The sequence below is a fragment of the Vicinamibacterales bacterium genome (assembly GCA_035699745.1).
Classification (GTDB): Bacteria; Acidobacteriota; Vicinamibacteria; order Vicinamibacterales; family 2-12-FULL-66-21; genus JAICSD01.
Window position 1 is genome coordinate 13957 of the sequence record DASSPH010000088.1, and the last position, 18260, is coordinate 32216.

General features: G+C 68.4%; 14 protein-coding genes. 4 read left to right on the forward strand and 10 right to left on the reverse strand.

Going from position 1 to position 18260, the window contains the following annotated elements:
- Positions 1–84: 84 nt before the first annotated feature.
- The 5 genes from VFK57_21195 to VFK57_21215 all read right to left on the reverse strand — a co-directional run bounded on the left by VFK57_21195 (position 85) and on the right by VFK57_21215 (position 7115).
- Positions 85–2718: an ADOP family duplicated permease gene (locus VFK57_21195; protein HET7698245.1), complete on the reverse strand. Its 2634-nt coding sequence runs from the start codon at positions 2716–2718 to the stop codon at positions 85–87.
- Positions 2718–3074, reverse strand: coding sequence for a PadR family transcriptional regulator (locus VFK57_21200; protein HET7698246.1), 357 nt, complete (start codon positions 3072–3074; stop codon positions 2718–2720). Before VFK57_21200 ends, VFK57_21195 begins: the two co-directional genes overlap by 1 nt.
- Positions 3075–3139: 65 nt before the next feature.
- Positions 3140–4489: an Nramp family divalent metal transporter gene (locus VFK57_21205; protein HET7698247.1), complete on the reverse strand. Its 1350-nt coding sequence runs from the start codon at positions 4487–4489 to the stop codon at positions 3140–3142.
- A gap of 50 nt (positions 4490–4539) precedes the next feature.
- Complete coding sequence (locus VFK57_21210) at positions 4540–6477, reverse strand: hypothetical protein (GenBank protein HET7698248.1); 1938 nt, start codon at positions 6475–6477, stop codon at positions 4540–4542.
- Positions 6477–7115 carry a DUF305 domain-containing protein gene (locus VFK57_21215; protein HET7698249.1) on the reverse strand — a complete coding sequence of 213 codons (639 nt, stop codon included), beginning with the start codon at positions 7113–7115 and terminating at the stop codon, positions 6477–6479. The genes VFK57_21210 and VFK57_21215 overlap by 1 nt, the downstream gene beginning before the upstream one ends.
- A gap of 31 nt (positions 7116–7146) precedes the next feature.
- On the opposite strand from VFK57_21215, the gene VFK57_21220 reads away from it, so the two are divergent.
- Positions 7147–8505 carry a hypothetical protein gene (locus tag VFK57_21220; GenBank protein ID HET7698250.1) on the forward strand — a complete coding sequence of 453 codons (1359 nt, stop codon included), beginning with the start codon at positions 7147–7149 and terminating at the stop codon, positions 8503–8505.
- Positions 8506–8524: 19 nt separating this feature from the next.
- On the opposite strand, the gene VFK57_21225 is transcribed toward VFK57_21220, so the two are convergent.
- The 3 genes from VFK57_21225 to VFK57_21235 are packed head-to-tail and all read right to left on the reverse strand — an operon-like array spanning position 8525 to position 10496.
- Entirely contained in the window at positions 8525–9184 is a 660-nt protein-coding gene (locus VFK57_21225; GenBank protein HET7698251.1) for a methyltransferase, read from the reverse strand.
- Positions 9181–9798 carry a hypothetical protein gene (locus tag VFK57_21230; protein HET7698252.1) on the reverse strand — a complete coding sequence of 206 codons (618 nt, stop codon included), beginning with the start codon at positions 9796–9798 and terminating at the stop codon, positions 9181–9183. Before VFK57_21230 ends, VFK57_21225 begins: the two co-directional genes overlap by 4 nt.
- Positions 9798–10496 carry a hypothetical protein gene (locus VFK57_21235; GenBank protein HET7698253.1) on the reverse strand — a complete coding sequence of 233 codons (699 nt, stop codon included), beginning with the start codon at positions 10494–10496 and terminating at the stop codon, positions 9798–9800. Before VFK57_21235 ends, VFK57_21230 begins: the two co-directional genes overlap by 1 nt.
- A 78-nt stretch (positions 10497–10574) precedes the next feature.
- On the opposite strand from VFK57_21235, the gene bla reads away from it, so the two are divergent.
- Genes bla through VFK57_21250 form a run of 3 tightly spaced genes read left to right on the forward strand, consistent with a single transcriptional unit; the run spans position 10575 to position 15884 of the window.
- Complete coding sequence (bla, locus tag VFK57_21240; GenBank protein HET7698254.1) at positions 10575–11480, forward strand: subclass B3 metallo-beta-lactamase; 906 nt, start codon at positions 10575–10577, stop codon at positions 11478–11480.
- Positions 11481–11518: 38 nt separating this feature from the next.
- Positions 11519–12787 (forward strand): PQQ-dependent sugar dehydrogenase, encoded by a 1269-nt coding sequence (locus VFK57_21245; GenBank protein HET7698255.1) that lies wholly within the window; start codon positions 11519–11521, stop codon positions 12785–12787.
- A 52-nt stretch (positions 12788–12839) separates the two neighbouring features.
- A complete protein-coding gene (locus tag VFK57_21250; GenBank protein HET7698256.1) occupies positions 12840–15884 on the forward strand; it encodes a carboxypeptidase regulatory-like domain-containing protein in 3045 nt (1014 codons plus the stop codon).
- A 382-nt stretch (positions 15885–16266) separates the two neighbouring features.
- Here VFK57_21250 and VFK57_21255 read toward each other — a convergent pair whose 3' ends face one another.
- Positions 16267–17664, reverse strand: a complete 1398-nt coding sequence (locus tag VFK57_21255) for a GAF domain-containing protein (GenBank protein ID HET7698257.1) — start codon at positions 17662–17664, stop codon at positions 16267–16269.
- Positions 17661–18119 carry a hypothetical protein gene (locus VFK57_21260; GenBank protein ID HET7698258.1) on the reverse strand — a complete coding sequence of 153 codons (459 nt, stop codon included), beginning with the start codon at positions 18117–18119 and terminating at the stop codon, positions 17661–17663. Before VFK57_21260 ends, VFK57_21255 begins: the two co-directional genes overlap by 4 nt.
- Positions 18120–18260 lie beyond the last annotated feature (141 nt).

Genomic DNA, 18260 nt, shown 5'->3' on the forward strand with positions numbered 1-18260 from the left:
CATTCGGCTCCGTGTGGCTGCGCGTCTGGATCTGATGACGGCGTCGGCGATGTGAGGCGCGCCGGTTGTCCGTGCGATCCGCGGCTAGGCTTCGGCGCGCAGCGTCTCGGCAGGGTCGACGCGCGTTGCGCGGCGGGCGGGCTGGTAGGCGGCGAGGACGGTGGCGAGGAGCACCAGCGCCAGCGCGATGGCGAACGGCGCCGCGTTGAGCAGCGACACCTCCTTCAGCTGCACCAGCGAGCCGAGGAACTTCAACGTCGCGAACGCGATCGCGGTTCCGGCCAGGGCGCCGACGCCGGCGAGGCGGACGGACTGCCGCATCACCAGTCCGATGACCGCGCCGGCCGTGGCGCCCAGTGCCATGCGGATGCCGATCTCGCGGGTCCGCTGACTGAGCGTGTACGACAGCACGCCGTACAGCCCGGAGATGCTGAGCACCAGCGCGATTCCGCCGAGCAGTCCGCCGATCCACGCCGCTGCCCGAAGCGGATAGACCTGGGCCTGGCGCATCTCGTCCAGCGGAATCGCCTCGAACGTCTCCGGGTCCGCGCCGGTGCGGCGGAAGAGTTCCTGGAGCGCGTCCAGACGGAGCTCGCCGGCGGCGCGCGGACGGATCAGCAGCGCCGACGCCTGCTCGTGCCGCGCGTGCGTCGGTAGATACATGTGGCTGGCATCCTTGCCGTCCACGAGCAGCCCGCTGACGACGTCCGCGGCGACGCCGACGACTGTCGCTTCCGTGTAGCCGGGAATCTCCTCGACGCGGCGTCCGTTCGCACGTTCGATGGCGATCGTCTGCCCGATCGGATTGGCGTTCGGCCAGAAGGTCCGCGCCGCGGCGGCGCTGACCACCGCCACGGGCGCCGCGCCGCGCGCCTCCTCGCGCGTGAACGAGCGTCCCTGCACGATGGGAATCCGCAGGATCGTGAAGTATTCAGGCGAGACGAACGTGTATCGCGTCGGCACCGCCCCGGATCGCGACGGCTCGCCGTCCGGCAGCGGTGACCGCGGCCGCGCCGCCACGTTGCGGGACTGGACGAACATCGGGTTGCCGCCCGTCACGGCAAGCTCCGCGACGCGCGGATCGAGCGAGAGCACGTCCGCCACGCGGGCGAGCTGGCTGCCCTGCTCGCCGCGCACGTTGATCGAGTAGACGCCGCGCGTGTCGTAGCCGAGGTCGATCGCGCCCAGCGACGTGAAGTTGCGGGCCAGCGTCAGCGCGATCACCACCAGCAGCAGCGACACGGCGACCTGCGCGATGACGAGCGCGCCGCGCAGCCGCGACGCGGTCCGCGTGCCGCTGCGCTGGCCGTGCATCGCGTCGGTCAGCCGCTGCCGCGAGGCCTGCAGCGCGGGCACCAGCGCGAACATCAGCGTGGCCACTGCCGCGACCGCCAGCGCAAACCCGAACACCCGGTAATCGAACGACAGCGGCACCACGCGCATCAGCGCCGCCAGCGAGGGCGGCAGCGTGCTGAACAGCGCCACTACCCCGGCGCGCAGGAGCCATGCTGCGAGCGCCAGAGCGGCGGCGCCGGCCAGCGCCGCCACCAACAGGCCTTCCGTCAGCAGCTGCGCCACGACCCGCCTCCGCGTGGCGCCGAGCGACAGGCGCACCGCGATCTCGCGCTGGCGTCCAACCGCGCGCGCCAGCATCACGTTCGACACGTTCGCGCACGCGGTGACGAGCACGAGCACGAACGCCGCGAACACCGGGGACAGCACCGCGAGCGTCTCGACGCTCAGCGGGTTCGGCGTCGAATTGGGGCGCATCTCGGCACGGACGGCGGACGGCGTCTTCGTCAGCGCGCCCATGCGCGACGACACGAACGGCGTCAGCGCTGCTTCGGCATGCGCGATGGTCACGCCGGGCTGAAACCGGACGGTGATCTCGGCCCGGCGCGGTTCGGGACTGCCGGGCGCAATCGGACGCATGTCCGCGTAGGTGGATTGCGGGGCCCAGACGTCCAGCGGATAGTCGTCGAGGCCCGTGAAGCGCGGCCCCATGATGCCGACGACGGTGAACGGCCGGCCATCCAGCTCGACCTCGCTGCCCAGCGCGCGGCGGTCCGCGGCGAAGAGCCTCGTCCACGCCTGGTGGCTCAAGACGACGGAGTACGCGTGCGCGTCGGCGGCGCGCAGCGGGCGGCCGTCGAGCATCTCGGGTCCAAGGACGTCGAAGTAGTTCGCCGACACGAAGGCCGCGGCGATCGGCCGCCCCACCGACGACACGAAACGATTGTGCTCGGCCACCATCGCCGAGAAGATGTCGGTACGCTCGCGCAGCGCCTCGTAATCGCGCCACGCGAAGTTCTGCCCGCCGGCATCGGGCGCACGCCAGGCGATGCGATAGAGCGTCGCCGGATCGCGCACCGCGAACGGCCGCAGCACGTAGGCGTTGAACACCGTGAACACGACCGTGACCAGCCCGAGGCCGACCGCGAGCGTCAGTACGGTCGTCACCAGGAAGGCGGGGCTCTGGCGCAGCGCCCGCGCGCCGTAGCGAAGATCGCGGACGAAGTGATCGAGCCACATCCAGCGGTTCGTTTCGTAGAACCGCTCCCGCGCCGCGGCAGCGTTCCCGAACGCTCGGGCGGCCGCCGCGCGCGCTTCCGCCGGCGCCATGCCGTCCGCGATCAGGCGATCGGCTTCGAGCGCGATGTGGGCGTCCACTTCGGCGGCAAAGTCTTCGTCGGGCCGGCGCCGCCGCGGCAGCCGCATCACCGCGGCTCCGTTTCAGGCCCCAGCACGCGTGCCATCGCGGCGGCGAGCCGGCGCCAGCGGTTCGACTCCCGGGTCAACTGCGCGCGCCCTGCCTTGGTCAGCGTGTAGAACCGCGCCCGGCGGTTGTTCGACGAGGTGCCCCACTTCGCCCCGATCCAGCCCTGCGCTTCGAGCCGTTGCAGGGCCGGATACAGCGCGCCGTGGTCGACGAGCAGCTCGTCCTGCGAGGTTTCCTGGATCGCCCGGGCAATCCCCTGCCCGTGCTGCGGACCGAAGATGAGGGTACGCAGGATCAGCACGTCGAGCGTGCCCTGCATCAGCGCCAGGCGATCCTGTCTGTCTCGGGTAGACATCTAACCCAAGGATCGCCGCCTTGGGGCCGGATGTCAACCGCCACGGATTCGCCGGGCGGCCCGGATCAGCCGAATACCGTGGACGTCAGGTAGTAGACCGCGAAACCGGACATCACCGCGGTCGAGATCCAGAGCGCCGCGGTCGTGAACGCCGACGGCTGCAGCTCGCGCGGCAGCCGGGTGTGGCGCACGTAGATCGCGGCAACGCCGATGAGGGGCAGCATCATCGCCTGGGCCACGCCGCCGGCCACCACCATCCGCACCGGCGACTCGAACAGCCAGAAGAACAATGCCGGCACCGCTGCCAGCACGACGACGAACCGGTTGCGCCACTTCACCCGCGCCGCCGCGTCGTCCCGCTGGTAGACGCCGAGGAGACGGACGACGTCCGCCATCATGCGCGAGTGTGCCGCCGTCGCCGCGAAGATGGTGCCGTAGAGCGTGATGACGACGCCGACGTAGAACACCCACAGAGCCCAGCCGCCGAGCGTCTCGGTGTAGATCCGCGACAGGACCGCGACGGTGTCTCTCGCGGCCGGAACCACGCCGGCGGTGTGCAGCACGCCGGCGCCGAGCAGGTAGAAGGCGACGGTCGCCATCGTGTAGATGGCGAGCGAGCACGTGATGTCGAGGTGCATCACGCGAATCCAGCCGCGGGCCCGCGCCACCCACGCGGCGTTCGATTCGTACGGGCCGACGAACCGCGCGTACCCCTTCTCGACGCACCAGTAGGGATACATCACCAGCTCGGTTGCACCGACACCGGTGATGCCGAACACGGCAATCGCCGTCATCAGTCCCGCCGCCGGAAGCTGCAGACTCAGCCCCTGCCCGAGGTCCGACATCGAGACCGCGCCGGGGCGCCGGATCAGCACCGCGGCGGCGAACACGGTGATCAGCGTGAACAACGCCACCTTCAGCATCGCGAAGCGTTCGATGCGGGCGTAGCCGCCGCCGAGCAGCAGCGCCAGGGTGATCGCGAGACAGATCGCCACCCAGACGCCCACCGACAGCGCGGGGATGATCGCGTTGAGCACCTGGGCGACGCCGCCGTACATGCCGCCGACCTGCAGCAGCGTCATCGTCACGGTGATCGCCCACGCCCAGACCAGCCAGCTGACGCCGGCGCGCGGTCCGGGCACCGCGTTGAAGCCTTCGAGGCCCGTGTTGCCGGTGACGATGGTGTAGCGCCCGAGCTCCGCCTGGACCACGGGCTTGATGGCGCAACTGACGAGGACGATCCAGAGCGCCACGTACCCGACCTGCGCGCCGAGGGTGGTGGTGGCGATCACTTCCCCCGAGCCGACGATGGCGGACGCGAGGACGAGCCCCGGCCCGATGCGGCGGAGCGCCGATTTGAACGAAACCGGCGGATCGAGGACGGAAGACGGAAGACCGAAAGCGGAAGTACTCAAGGATGCTCGCCGCTTTCTCGTCTTTCGTCTTCGGTCTTCCGTCTTCGGTCTTACTTGCGCAGTCGCTCTGCGCGCCCCTTCAGCGTGCCGGCGAGCGCCTTCATGCGATCGGCATCCCTGCCGGAGGCCGACGCGGCGTCGCGTTCGAGCTGCTGCGCCAGGGTGTCGAGCTGATCGATCGCCGTCTTGTTCGGCGTCCCCTTCTCGGTCTTGTCGATCGCCGATTTCACCGCCGCGGCGCGCGCCGGGTCCAGCGCCTTCGTGCGATTCAGCTGATCGAGATAGGCGCGCGCCACCGCGGGCGTCGGCGGCCACACGACCTTCGGCTGCATCTGCGCGTTGAACGTGTCCAGCCGGACGGCGGAGGCGGCGTCGATCTCGTTCTGGGTCAGGAACTCGCTCGGGGTGAGCCGGAAGATGTCGATGCCGCGCGAGATCTCCGATCCGTAGATCCGGCCGTTGTACCAGTAGGTGGACCAGTAGCCGCCGGTGATCAGGTTCTTCTCGTCAATCGGCCCGCGGTCGAAGTACGCGATCTCGAACGGCCTGGCCGAGTCGGTGAAGTCGAACACCGACACGCCCCCCTGGTACCACGCCTGCACCATGATGTCGCGCCCCGGCACCGGGATGATCGAGCCGTTGTGCGCGACGCAGTTCTCCTTGTCGGTCTGCGGCGCCGGCAGCTTGTAGTAGCCGCCGAACTTCAGCTTCTTGTCGACGATGTCGAAGACCGCGTCGGCACCCCAGGTCGGCGGATCGGTCGCGCGGCAGCGCGGCTGGGTGCCGCCGCCCCACTCGTCGGTGAACACGATCTTGCTGCCGTCGTTGTTGAAGGTCGCCGAGTGCCAGTAGGCGAAGTTCTTGTCGACCACCTGATCGAGACGCACCGGGTTCACCGGGTCCGAGATGTCGAGCAGGATGCCGTTCCCGGAGCACGCGCCCGCGGCCAGCCCGACCTCGGGGAACACGGTGATGTCGTGGCACTGGTTGGTCAGCCGCGAGGTCTGCGTGCCTTCGCCGTGGCTGCCGCCCTGCCACAGGCCCGAGATGGCCCCGGTCTTCGGGTCCGCGAAGATGCGCGGCCGGTTCACGATCGCCGCCTTCTCCGGCGCGGCGAGCGGCACCTTGATGACGTCGATGCTGAAGAGCGCGGTGTTCGGATCTTCGTTCGGGCCCTTGTTCGAGCAGCCTTCCAGCTCTTCGCCGGAGCGCACCGCGCCGGTGCCGGACCCGTACACGTAGATGTTCGCCTTGTCGTCGGGATCGACGACGAGCGTGTGGGTGTGTGAACCGCGGCAGCTCTGAATGGCGGCAATCTGCTTCGGCTTCGTGATGTCGCTGACGTCGAAGATGCGGACGCCGCGGAAGCGTTCCGCGCTCACCGTTTCGGTCACCCCCTGCGTGCCGCAGTCGATCCGGCCGCGGGTCTGCTCGACGGACATGAACAGGAGGTTGCCGTAGATCGACATGTCGCCCTGGCCGCCGGGACACACGACGGACGCCAGCAGGCGCGGTTTCTTCGGCGATTCGATGTCGTAGGTATTGAAGCCGTTGAAGTTGCCGAGGAACATGTCGGCGCGGCGGAACGCGATGTCGGAGTTGGAGAAGTTCAGTCCCTGTCCCTGCTGCGGCTGCGGCGGACGCGTGGCCGGCGGATTCGGCTCCGGTCCGGTCTGCGGCTGCGCCGGCGCTTCGGCTGCCGCGCCCGCCGTGCCGCTCGCGGCGCCGCCGCGGCCCGTGCGGGCCGGCATCGGCAACCCTGCAGGCGCCTTCGGATCGAAGAACCCCGGCGGCTTCGGCATCGTCGACACGAGCTCCATGTTGCGGGCGACCTGTCCGGCGTCGCGGAAGCCGGGCTTCAGGTTGGCGCGCGGATCGGTCGACGGCGGCGGCGCGGGGGGGGCCGGCTTGTCCTGCGCGCGGCCGTCGATCGAGATCGCCAGCGTCACCGCTGACACGGCAAGGAGGCTGGCGGCAAACCGTTTCATTACTGTGGCTCCTTCATCATTGCGAGCATCGCGCCCATCCGTTCGATTTCCATGCGCTGATCGGCGTCCACGTCCGAGGCGAAGGCGTAGATCTCGGAGTCCTGGCCCGCTCCTGGCGTGTTGAACAGCTCCCGCACCATGGTCAGCGCGCCGGCGTGGTGCTTGATCATTCCCTCGAGGAACAACCGGTCGAATTCAGGGCCCTTCGCGGCAGCGAGGCGGGACATCTCTTCGGCGGTGAGCATCCCGGGCATCATCGGCGCGCCGGGCTGGTGATGCGCGTGCTCGCCCGGAACCTCCTGGCCCCGCGCCTCGAGCCAGCGGCGCATCGTCTTGATCTCGTCGTCCTGGGAAACCTGGATGCGGAGCGCGAAGCGCTTCATGTCGTCGCTCTGCGTGCGCGTCTCCAGCAGCTTCACCATGTCGATCGCCTGCGAGTGGTGATGAATCATGCCCTGCATGAACTTCACGTCCGCGGCGGTGAACTGCACTCGGGACAGATCGCGCGCCTGCTCGGCGTTGACGATCCTGCTCGCCTCGCCGGGGGCGCCGGGCTGGACGATGGCCGGACCTCCTCCGCCCGCCGTGCGGCACGACGCCGCGGCTGCCGCAAGAACGAGCGTCACGAGCCAGCGCATGCGGGATCCTACCGTACCGGAGAGGTGTAGTATGCGCGGCATGCTCGCCGAAGCTCCTGCAGATCTCGCAGTTCTGGACGCCGCACCGGCGCCGGCGCCGCGGTCCGCGCCTGCAGCGCCGCCGGTCCGCTGGCGGCTGGCGACGCGGATCGCCTTCCGGCTGTCCTTTCTGTACTTCAGCCTCTACGTCCTCACCACGCAGATGCTCAACGGCATCGTCAACCTGCCGCTGCCGGATCTGGGAGCCACCGGCTACATGAAGCCGGTCGTGGTCTACACCGCCACCAGCGTGTTCCGCGTGAGCCGCCCGTACCTCACGACCGCCACGGGCAGCGGCGACAGGACCGTCGACTGGATCCAGGCGTTCGTGCTGCTGGCCGCCGCCGCCGCGGGAACGGTGCTGTGGTCGGTTCTCGATCGCCGCCGCGCGAGCTACGCCGGCATGCACAAGTGGTTTCACCTGTCCTTGCGCTTCGCGGTCGGCGCGACGATGGTGAGCTACGGGATGGTGAAGGCGATGCCGCTGCAGATGCCGTATCCGTCTCTGCAGCGCCTGGTGGAACCGTTCGGAAACTTTTCGCCGATGGGGGTGCTCTGGTACTCGATCGGCGCGTCGCCCGCGTACGAACGGTTCGCCGGTTTCATGGAGCTGGCGGGCGGCGTGCTGCTGTTCATTCCGCAGCTGTCGCTGGTGGGGGCGCTCATCACGATGGCGGACTCGGTGCAGATCTTCACGCTGAACATGACCTACGACGTCCCGGTGAAGCTCTTCTCGTTCCATCTGCTGCTGATGTCGCTGGCGCTCGTCGCGCCGGAAGCGCGGCGGCTGATCCGGGTGCTGGTGCTGAACAGGACCGCGGAGCCGTCGACGCAGCCGCCTCTGTTCCGCGGGACGCGCGCGCGCCGGATCGCGGTCGGTCTTCAACTGGCGTTCGGCGCGTATATCGTCGGCATGAATGTCTACGAGGCGAACCAGAGCTGGTCGCGGTTCGGCGCGGGGGCGCCGAAATCGCCGCTCTATGGCATCTGGAACGTCGAAGAGATGAAGGTCGATGGCGTCGTGCGCTCCGCGCTGGTCGGCGATCACGGGCGCTGGCGGCGGCTGATTTTCCAGAACCCGGCGTCGATGTCGTTCCAGCGGATGGACGACACGTTCGTCGGTTACGGCGTGAAGATCGACGACGGCGTCAAGCAGCTCACGGTCGACAGCGCTCCCGACGTCCCCTTTGCCGCGTTCGCGATCGAGCGGCCGGGGCCCGACCGTTTGATCCTCGACGGCAACATGGACGGACACCAGGTCCGCTTCGACATGCGGCTGCAGCCGCGCGAGAAGTTCCTCCTGGTGAGCCGCGGCTTCAACTGGATCCAGGAACGGCCATTCAATCGTTGAGGCGGAGACCGTCAGGCGGTCAGCGGCACGCGAGCAGCAGGCGGTTCCTGGGCGTGATCTCCGCCGGGATCGTCTGCGTCCACACGCGGTAGCCGCGCGACTCGAGGCGGACCACGCGGGCGGCGTCGATCGCCAGGGCGCGATCCATCCAGCCCGAAAACGACCCGGCGTCGCAGGCGCCGAAGTCGTGGCAGCACGGCATCAGCGCCAGGCGCGCGCCGGCGGCCGATGCCTGGTCGATCACCACGTCGCTGAGCCGCCCGCAGGCGTGGCTCGACACCACGAGGTCGTCCCGCGCGATCCGCACCGACGCCAGATCGCCCTCGAGAAACGTCACGCGCCCGGCCAGGCGGGGCCACACGGCGGTCAGCGCTTCGTGCACGCGCGCGGCGCAGGGCGGCTGCGACTTGTCGATCGCGATGGCGGCCGGCGACGAGTCGTCGAGGATCAGCAGCACCTGCGCGAGCAGCCCGTGCCCCGACCCGAGATCGACGACGCGCCCTCCGCGGAACAGCCGCCGCGCGCGCCGGGCCACCTCCCAGGCCTCGTACAGCTCCTTGCGCGGCAGACAGCCGGCCTCACAGACGGCGCGTCCGATCCTGTCGAATACACCGCCGCCGGCAAAGCGATCGCGATCGCGGCCCGTCAGCCGTCCGCGCGACCCCGGGGCGAACCTCACGAGGCGCCGGCAAGATACGCGGGATAGCCGGCGTTGCGCGCCAGCTCACGATGCGCGACGGGCGGCGCCGCGCCTGAACTGCGCATCGCCTCGAAACAGAGCGAGCGGGCGGCCGGCTTCCCCGGCACCTCGATCTCCACCAGCTCGGCCAGCCATCCGGGATCCGCTGCTTCGCGCCCGAGCGCCGGAAGCAGCTCGCCGGCTCGCGTCTGCAGGCGCGTCTTTGCGACGGTGACCTCGCGCACCGCGATGCCCATCGCGGCGAGCGCGGCCTTGACGCCATCGACCGGCGTCGCGGCCTCGACGCGCTGCGGCAGCGGCTGCTGCAGCGCGACGGAGAAGCGGGTGATCTCGAGATCGTCCCATCGGAAGAACGGGATCTTCTCCCACAGTTCCCAGCCCAGTTCGCTCTGATGCCGCAGCTTCGCCTCGAACTCGCCGCCGGCGCCGCGGGTCTTGAGGCCGACGTCGGGACGGTCGGCGAGAACCAGATACGTGTCAGGCCGGGTCTCCGGTGTGCGGCCGTGGCGGCGAAGCGCGGCTTCGCCGGCGCGCCAGGCCGCATCCCACCACGACGGCGCCTCACCGGTCCAGATCAGACGGTACTCCCACATCAGACCGGCTCGACGGCGGAATCCAGCGTCAGACGCTGCCTCTCGTCCGCCGCTCGAATGCATGTCATCTTCTCGGTCGTCATTCGCGTCTTCACGGTCTGTTTCTGAAGGCACCAGATGATGAACGCTCCGGCCGCACCGACCAGCGGCCACCAGCCGGCGTCGGGGCGCCACCATCGTATCGCGCCGCCGACAATGGCAAAACAGATGACCGCGTTCACCGCCTCCACACTTTCCAGCCAGCCGCCGCGTGCCAGGCTGAAGGTCTTCAGCGACCGCCCGGGCGGGTCGCCGTACGGCTGCAGGAATGCGTTGGGCGCAATCGCGGCGTCGGCGCGGCTGATGAACAACCGCCGCAGGTCGCGGAGGGCGAAGATCAGCTTGTCGGTCGTGACCTGCCGTTCGATCAGCCGGATGACCGTCATCCATCCAAACAGCAGCACGACGGTACCGACGACGACGACGGCGGGAGCCAGGCGCGCGCGCTCGAACACGGGTTGATCGCCATCGAAGGCGAAGGCCAGGACCGCACCGGCCGCGCCCGCCAGGGTGAGGAAGAATGCGGCGCGGCGCTCGCCCGATTCTTCGTTCTTCAGCAGCGATTCCGTTGTCAGCTGGTATTCCACAATGAGAAACTCGGGGACGCGCTCACGCGCCGCGCCGGAAATGACCGCAGGTCGGCTGGTGACCGTCTTCATGGGAGCACCTCCTGAGCACGCTTGTATACACCGGCGCGGTCCGGGCGAACTGAAGAATCGTTGGAGCCATTCGTGATCATGAAACCCGTGGTTGTGGCGGGCGCGCTGCTCGCCGTGCTGGCCCAGTCCTCCGCAACGCTGCAACCGGATCCCCCGCACACCTGCGCCGACTGCGACGCGTGGAACAAGCCGTACGAGCCGTTCAAGGTCTTCGGCAACACGTACTACGTCGGCGCCAGTGACGTGTCGGCGGTGCTGATCACCGGCGGCGGCGGTTCGATCCTGCTCGACGGCGGCCTGCCGCAGACGGCGCCGCAGATCGACGCCGGCATCCGGAAGCTTGGCTTCAGGACCGGCGACATCCGGCTGATCGTGAACTCGCACGCGCACTACGATCACGGCGGCGGGATCGCGGCGCTGCAGCGCGCGAGCGGCGCGGCGGTGGCCGCCAGCGCCGCCGGCAAGCGCGCGCTGGAGCAGGGAGAACCGACGGCCGACGATCCGCAGTTCGCGTTCGGACGCGCCGCGAATGCCTTCCCCGCCGTCAAGAACGTTCGCGCCGTCCGCGACGGTGAGACGCTGCGCGTCGGCGATCTCGCGATTACCGCGCATCTGACCCCCGGCCATACGCCCGGCGCCACCACCTGGAGCTGGCGGTCGTGCGAAGGCGCCACCTGCTACGACATCGTCTACGCCGACAGCCTGAATGCGGTGTCGGCGGAGGGCTTCCGGTTCAGCGGCGGCAGGGGCACACCGTCGATCGTCGAGTCGTTCCGCAGGTCGATCGAGAAGATCGCCGCGCTGCCCTGCGACATCATTCTCAGCGTCCATCCCTCCGGCACCGGGATGGATGCGAAGGTGCAGACGCGCCGCCGGCAGACGTCGCCCGATCCCTTCGTCGATCCGAACGGCTGCCGCGCGTACGCCCGCGGGGCCGCGTCCCGGCTGGAAGCGCGCATCGCGGAGGAATCGAAGACGAAGTAGCGGCGTGCCGCCGGGGGAAGTTGGATAAGATTCCGGTCATGAAGATGACCGCATTCGTGACCGTAGCTCTGCTGCTCCCCGGCGTCGTGCCTCAGACAACGCCGGCACAGCAGCCGCCCCAGCCGCCCGCAGCGGAGAAGACCGCCGAAGAGAAGTGGCCCGGCGTCGATCCGCGCCCGCCGAACGCCCCCAACCAGAAGCCGGCGTTCCCCGGCCAGACGCGCGCGCCCGAGCGCAAGACCAACGTCGCGTTCGACGTCGTGACGGTCGCCGAAGGGCTGAACAAGCCCTGGGGGCTGACCTTCCTGCCGGACGGCAGGATGCTGGTCACGGAGAAGCCCACCGGCGCGCTGCGGATCGTGGCGGCGAACGGCACGCTGTCGCCGCCGGTCGCGGGATTGCCGACGGTGGACGGCCGCAACCAGGGGGGCCTGCTCGACGTCTCGCTCAGTCCGCGCTACGGGCAGGACCGGACGATCTACTGGTGCTACTCGGAACCGGCGGCGGAGGCGGGCACGAACAACACCGCGGTCGCGCGCGGCAAGCTGGTCGACGGCGCGCAGCCGCGCGTGGACGACGTGCAGACGATCTACCACCAGCAGCCGTCGATGAACTCGACGCTGCACTTCGGCTGCCGCCTGGTGTGGAACCGCGACGGGACGCTGTTCGTGACGCAGGGCGACCGGTCGATCACGCCGGGACGGATGCAGGCGCAGCAGATGGACAGCCTGCTCGGCAAGATCGTGCGGATCAACGCGGACGGCACGATTCCGAAAGACAACCCGTTCGCCGGCAAGCCGGGCGTGCGTCCCGAGATCTGGTCGTTCGGCCACCGCAACATCCAGGCGGCGACGCTGCACCCGACGACCGGCGAGCTGTGGGAGGTGGAGCACGGCACGCGCGGCGGCGACGAGCTGAACATCGCGCGCAAGGGGAAGGACTACGGCTGGCCGACGATCGCCTACGGCATCGAGTACGCGGGCGGGCCGATCACCGGCGGCATCCAGCAGAAGGAAGGCATGGAGCAGCCGCTCTATTACTGGGACCCGGTCATCGCGCCGAGCGGAATGTTCTTCTACACCGGGAATCTGTTCCCGCAGTGGCGCAACAGCCTGTTCATCGGCGGCCTGGGAACGACCAACATCGTGCGTCTCGACGTGCAGGGTGAGAAAGTCACCGGCGAGGAGCGGCTCCTCAAGGAGAACAAGGAGCGCATCCGCGACGTGCGGCAAGGGCCGGACGGCGCGATCTACGCGATCACGGATCATCAGCCCGGGCGGATTCTCAAGCTCGTGCCCAGGAAGTAGATCGTCCTCGCCGCGCGGCGGGATTTCCCTTAGGATGCGCGCAGGAGGTTCGATGGTCATCCTGCGCGCACTCTGTGGGGCCCTGTTCCTTCTGGGTTCGGCGCTTCCCCTCGGAGCGCAGTCCCAGATCACCACGGCGGTCATCGATGGGACCGTCCTCGACGCCAGCGGCGCGGTCCTGCCGGGGGTCGCCGTCGAGATCCGCAACACCGACACCAACCTGGTTCGTGAGCTGACCACCGATCGCGAAGGGCGCTTCGTCGCGCTGCAGCTGCCGCCCGGCCGCTACCGGGTGACGCTCAAGCTGCAGGGCTTCGCGACCCTGGTGATGGAGGACGTGCGGGCGACGGTCGGCGAAGCCATCCACCTCGCACCGTCGATGAAGCTGTCGAGCCTCTCCGAGACGATCACGGTGAGCACACAGGCGTCGGCGATCGAACGCACCCGCACGGCGGCGTCGACGACGCTGGATCAGACGACGATCGCGACGACGCCGATTCTCGGGCGCAAGTTCGAGGACCTGCTGACGCTCACCCCGGGGGTCAGCATCGTGCAGGGGCCGGACGGCGACGAAATCACGTTTGCCGGCCAGCGCGGCGTGTTCAACAACGTGAGCCTGGACGGCGGGGATTACAACAACGGCTTCTTCGGCGAGCAGGCGGGCGGGCAGCGCGCCGCGATCGACATCACGCTCGACGCGGTGAAGGAGTTCCAGGTGATCGCCTCCGGCGCGAGCGCGGAGTTCGGGCGGACGGCGGGCGGTGTGGTCAACGTAATCACGAAGTCGGGGACCAACACGCTCGCCGGCAGCCTGTTCCACTATCAGCGGATCGAGGGGCTCACGTCGCACACCTCGGACGGGCAGACGTTGAAGGACTTCCATCGCGAGCAGTTCGGCGGCACCGTCGGGGGCCCGCTGATCAAGGATCGGGCGTTCTACTTCCTGGCGCTCGAAGGCGTGCGGGAGAAGCTGGAGCGGCCGAACCTGTCGGTGCCGATCGGCACGCCGTGCCCGGTGGCGGCGCCGACGATCACCGCCAACGAAGCCCTGATCAATGCGAACCCCGACTGCCAGCGCGTTGCGCTGCTGAACTTCTTCCGGACGACGCGCGGCCAGGAGGAAGGGCAGCCGGTGAGGCACGCCATCAACAACAACGGGCTGCTGACCAAGCTGGATTGGAGCGTTTCACCGTCGACGAACCTCTCTGCGTCCTATAACTTCAACTATTCGCGCAACGAGAACCAGACGTTCGACGTCGCCACCTACGGCAATTCGGCCAATGGCATCGAGGGGCCGTCGAAGATCAACGTCGCCAACCTGAACCTGTTCACGACGTTGTCGCCGACGCGGCTGAACGAGTTCCACTTCACCTACTCGCGCGAGTCGCGGCCGCGTTCGGCGGTGGACTCGAACGTGCCGGCCGATACGGCGATGGGCTTCGGGCCGACGTTCCGGTTCGGCAACCCGTTCTTCCTCGGGCCCAACGTCGACGAGTTGATGCAGCGGTTCCAGTTCAAGAACAACCTGTCGATGATCCGCGGCCGCCATACGATGAAAGCCGGCGCCGAATGGATGCACTCGAACAACGCGCAGGTGTTCCGCGGGTTCTTCGAAGGGCGCTACATCTTCGACAGCGTGGCCGGCTTCCTGCGATATGCCTCGCCGGCAGCGCCGGGCGGGTTCGGGCCCTTCACGGTAGGCTGCTCGAACGGTGGGTTCGTCACGGCGCCGTCGCCCTGTCCTGCAGGCGCGAGCGCCACGGTGAGCCCGCTGCTCTTCTATCTGCAGAGCAGCAGCCCCGACGGCGTGGCGCGCGATGCCGCGGGAGCGTCCGACATCAACAATGAGGAGTTCTCGCTCTTCATCCAGGACAAGTGGCAGGCGGGCGGCGGCGTGACGATCGACTACGGGCTGCGCTGGGACGCGCAGCTGATGCCGGACACGGTCGATCCGTCGACGACCGCGTACGCGCACCTGCTGAACGATCCGCGGTTTCCGTCGAACGGCACGATCCCCGATCAATGGAAGCAGTTCCAGCCGCGCGCCGGATTCGCCTGGGACGTCAATCAGGACGGGCGCACGCTGCTGCGCGCATCCGCCGGCGTCTATTACGCGCGGCAGAACATGCTCAGCCAGGTCGGGTCGGTCACGACCAACGGCATCCAGCAGAAGAGCGATTTCCGCGACTCGAGCTTCACCGCCTTCGCGGACATGCCGGTCTGGCCGAACCTGCTCGCGCCGAGCGCGGTGCCCGCGGGGACGTTCCCGCTGTTCACCGGCGTCCGCGTGTTCGACCGCAACTACCGCAACCCGCGGATCTACAACTTCTCGAGCGGCTTCGAGCGCGAGCTCGCGCCGTCCGTCGCGGCCTACCTCGACTTCACCGTCGCGAAGGGGGTGAACCTGACACGGTTCCTGAACTACAACGCTCACGGGACGGCGCCCGCGGCGTCGCAACCGGCGACGCGGGATGCCACGACATACACGGGCGGCAACCCGTTCGAACCGCGGCTCAGCGACGTCTTCGTCACCACCAGCCGCGGGCGCGGGCTCTATCGCGGACTGACGGCCGGCATCCGCAAGCGCTTCTCACAGCGCTATCAGCTCGAGGCCAACTACGTCCTGGCCAAGGACGAAGACGACGACTCGAACGAGCGGGATCCGTTCACCGATCGGTCGTTCAACTTCTACGATCTGAGCCTGGACTACGGCCCGTCGGACCGCGACATCCGCCACAAGTTCAACTTCTTCGCCTATGCGGAGCTGCCGCGGCACCTGCTGGTCAACATCCGGATGCAGGGGCGCACCGCGCAGCCGATCACCAGCTCGCCGCGCGTCCTCAACAACACCGATCGCGGCCGCAACTGGGATCGCAAGGACAACGAGTACTTCTCGCTGGACTGGCGCCTGCAGCGGCCATTCCGCGCCGGCGCCAGCGTGCGCATCATCCCGAGCCTCGAGATGTTCAACACGTTCAACAACGCCAACAACGTGAACCCGCTCTCGACGCCGGCGCTGTTCAACTTCGACGGCTTCCTCCGCCAGGGCGTCGGCGATCCGCGCCAGGTGCAGCTGGCGGTGAAGGTGACTTTCTGAGATGAGCGACTGACCGGACACCGCACGCTGCGCAGCAAGGCACGCAGTCACAGAGGCACGAAGCACAACCAGGTTTGGTCCTGATCCGTTTCGTGCCTTCCTGCCTTTTGTGCCTTGTTGCGAAGCGAGCCGTCGGCGCGTTTCAGTCGCTCATTTCACGGTCTGACGCTCAGGCTCACCTCGCAGCCCAATTCGAGCGCGAAGCGGCCTCGGGCTCGCGGGACGAGGCGGATGAAGGTGACGTTTTCACGAGCGACCGAAACGGCCCACGGCTCGCGCGCCGGCACGAAGATCACAAAGAGCACAAAGAGCCCACACGTCTTCTTAGCGATCTTTGTGGCCTTCGTGTTCTTCGCGTCGGAGCGTACGCCGCCGGCCGTCCTCAGGGACGCACGCTCAGGCTCACCTCGCAGCCCAATTCGAGCGCGAAGCGGCCTCGGGCTCGCGGGACGAGGCGGATGTCGGGTGATTTCTGCTGCAGTCTTCGCCGGAGCAGGAGCAGCCGGCTCTCGAGGTTGTCCTTCCAGTCCGGCAGATTCAGCGACTTGTCGAGCCGCAGCTCGCGGTTGGTGAACTCCTGACGTCCGGTCGTCTCGCGCTCCGTCAGCAGCCGCCACAGAATCTTGGCCGGCAGGCTGCGGATCAGGTACTCCCCGTCCAGCAGAATGCATTCGTCGGCCGCGTAGTAGACGATGTCGCGGCGCGCCGCCGGTTCGGCCGGACGGGACGCGGCGCGGACGCCGCGGCGCGCGGGCGCGTGCGCCGGCGCGTCGGCGGGCTCCGCCGTGCGCTCCTGCAGCTGCATGTTCTGAATCGCAATCGCCAGGTAGCTGCCGAGCAGCTCGATCGAGGCCTTGTCTTCGGCGTGGAACCGGTACGGCATGTCGCTCTCGAGCGTGAGCACGCCGACCAGCTCGCCGCGCACCAGCAGCGGGACGCCCAACTGACTCTCGGGATTCGCGAGGCCCGGCATCGGAATGCGCCGCCGCTGAAGGCCGGCGCTCCGATCCGCCGCGTCCTTGTGCATCGCAAACGCGTACAGCATGCCGCGCATCAGCCCCGAGATGCGGATGGGCTTGCGCGCTTCCGCGACCAGACCGGCGATGCCTTCGCCGAAGCGGACCTCCGCGCCGGCGCCGTTCTCCGGATAGCCGCGCGTCGCAATCGTCACCAGCACGCCGGGTTCCTCGGCCGGGACCAGGATGGCCGAATGCTTGAACCCGAGACTCTCGTCGAGGCCGCGCAGGATTGCATCCACCAGCGCGTCGAGGGTATCGGCGTGGTTGATCTGGATCGCCAGATCCTGCAGCGCCTTGGTGGTGAAGACGGCGCCCATCAGCGCCGCGGCATCCTGGTCGATGCCCTTCGACGGCGCGCCCGCCTCCTCGGGCGCCCGCTCGATCGACAGCACTTCGTAGACGTCGGCGGCGCGCAGCTTGAAAATGCCTTTCAAGCCGCAGTACGACGCAATCGCCTCGATCCTGAGCGCCATCTGCTCGAACAGCGGTCCCTCGGTTTCCGAGCGCACGAACCGCACGCGCAGCAGCCAGCCCTGCCCGGTGTCGGGATCGGGCACCATGACGAGCGCCCGCGGATTGTGGGCAACGTTGCGCCGGCTCTTGTTGAAGAACTGGAACGAGAGCGCGACGTGCGAGTCGTCCACGTACTCGACGTGGCTGAGATACGCCGCGTTGGGAATGCCGTCGGCCGAGCAGGTGAAGAGCTGCGCCGGCAGGATCCCCTGGAAGCAGGTCGCCAGCGATTCGAGGGTGACGTTCATGTGAGCGGCGCCCCTGCGCCGGGTCCCGGGGTCTGGTCGAACAATGCGTTGGCGCGGAGCCGGATCGCAACCGCGGGCCAGGTGACCCACGTCCGCGTCGCCGCACGGGGAATGCCGATCTTCTCGAGGCTGGCGAGAAAGCCGTCCCACTGCGCGAGCACCTGCGGCCGCTCCTCCTCCGTCGCCTCGCGCGCGCCGACGAAGACTCCCTTGACCTGGCACGCGCGATCGTCCACCGGCCGGCCGAATCCGACCGCCGCCTGACCGTTCGATTCGAGGTCCGGCAGAATCCGCGCCGCGGCGACGCGCGCGACATACACGATCAGATGCTCGCCGTCAGGTTCGACCCGCACGGCGACCGCCCGGGCACCGTTCGGCTGCAGCGCCTCGTTCCGCGTCGCGATGTGTATGCCGACACCCTCCTGCAGGAAGGCGGCGAGAGCCCCGTCGATCATTGAAATGCCACGAGTATATCGACGTTTAAGGTCTTTTTAGGATTCGTGCAGGTTCTCTTAAGGAGGCCGTAAGGATTGTTTAGGTTCCCGCCTTCGTATCCCCCTTTACGATTTCGAGGTCATCAACCAACGAGGTCACAC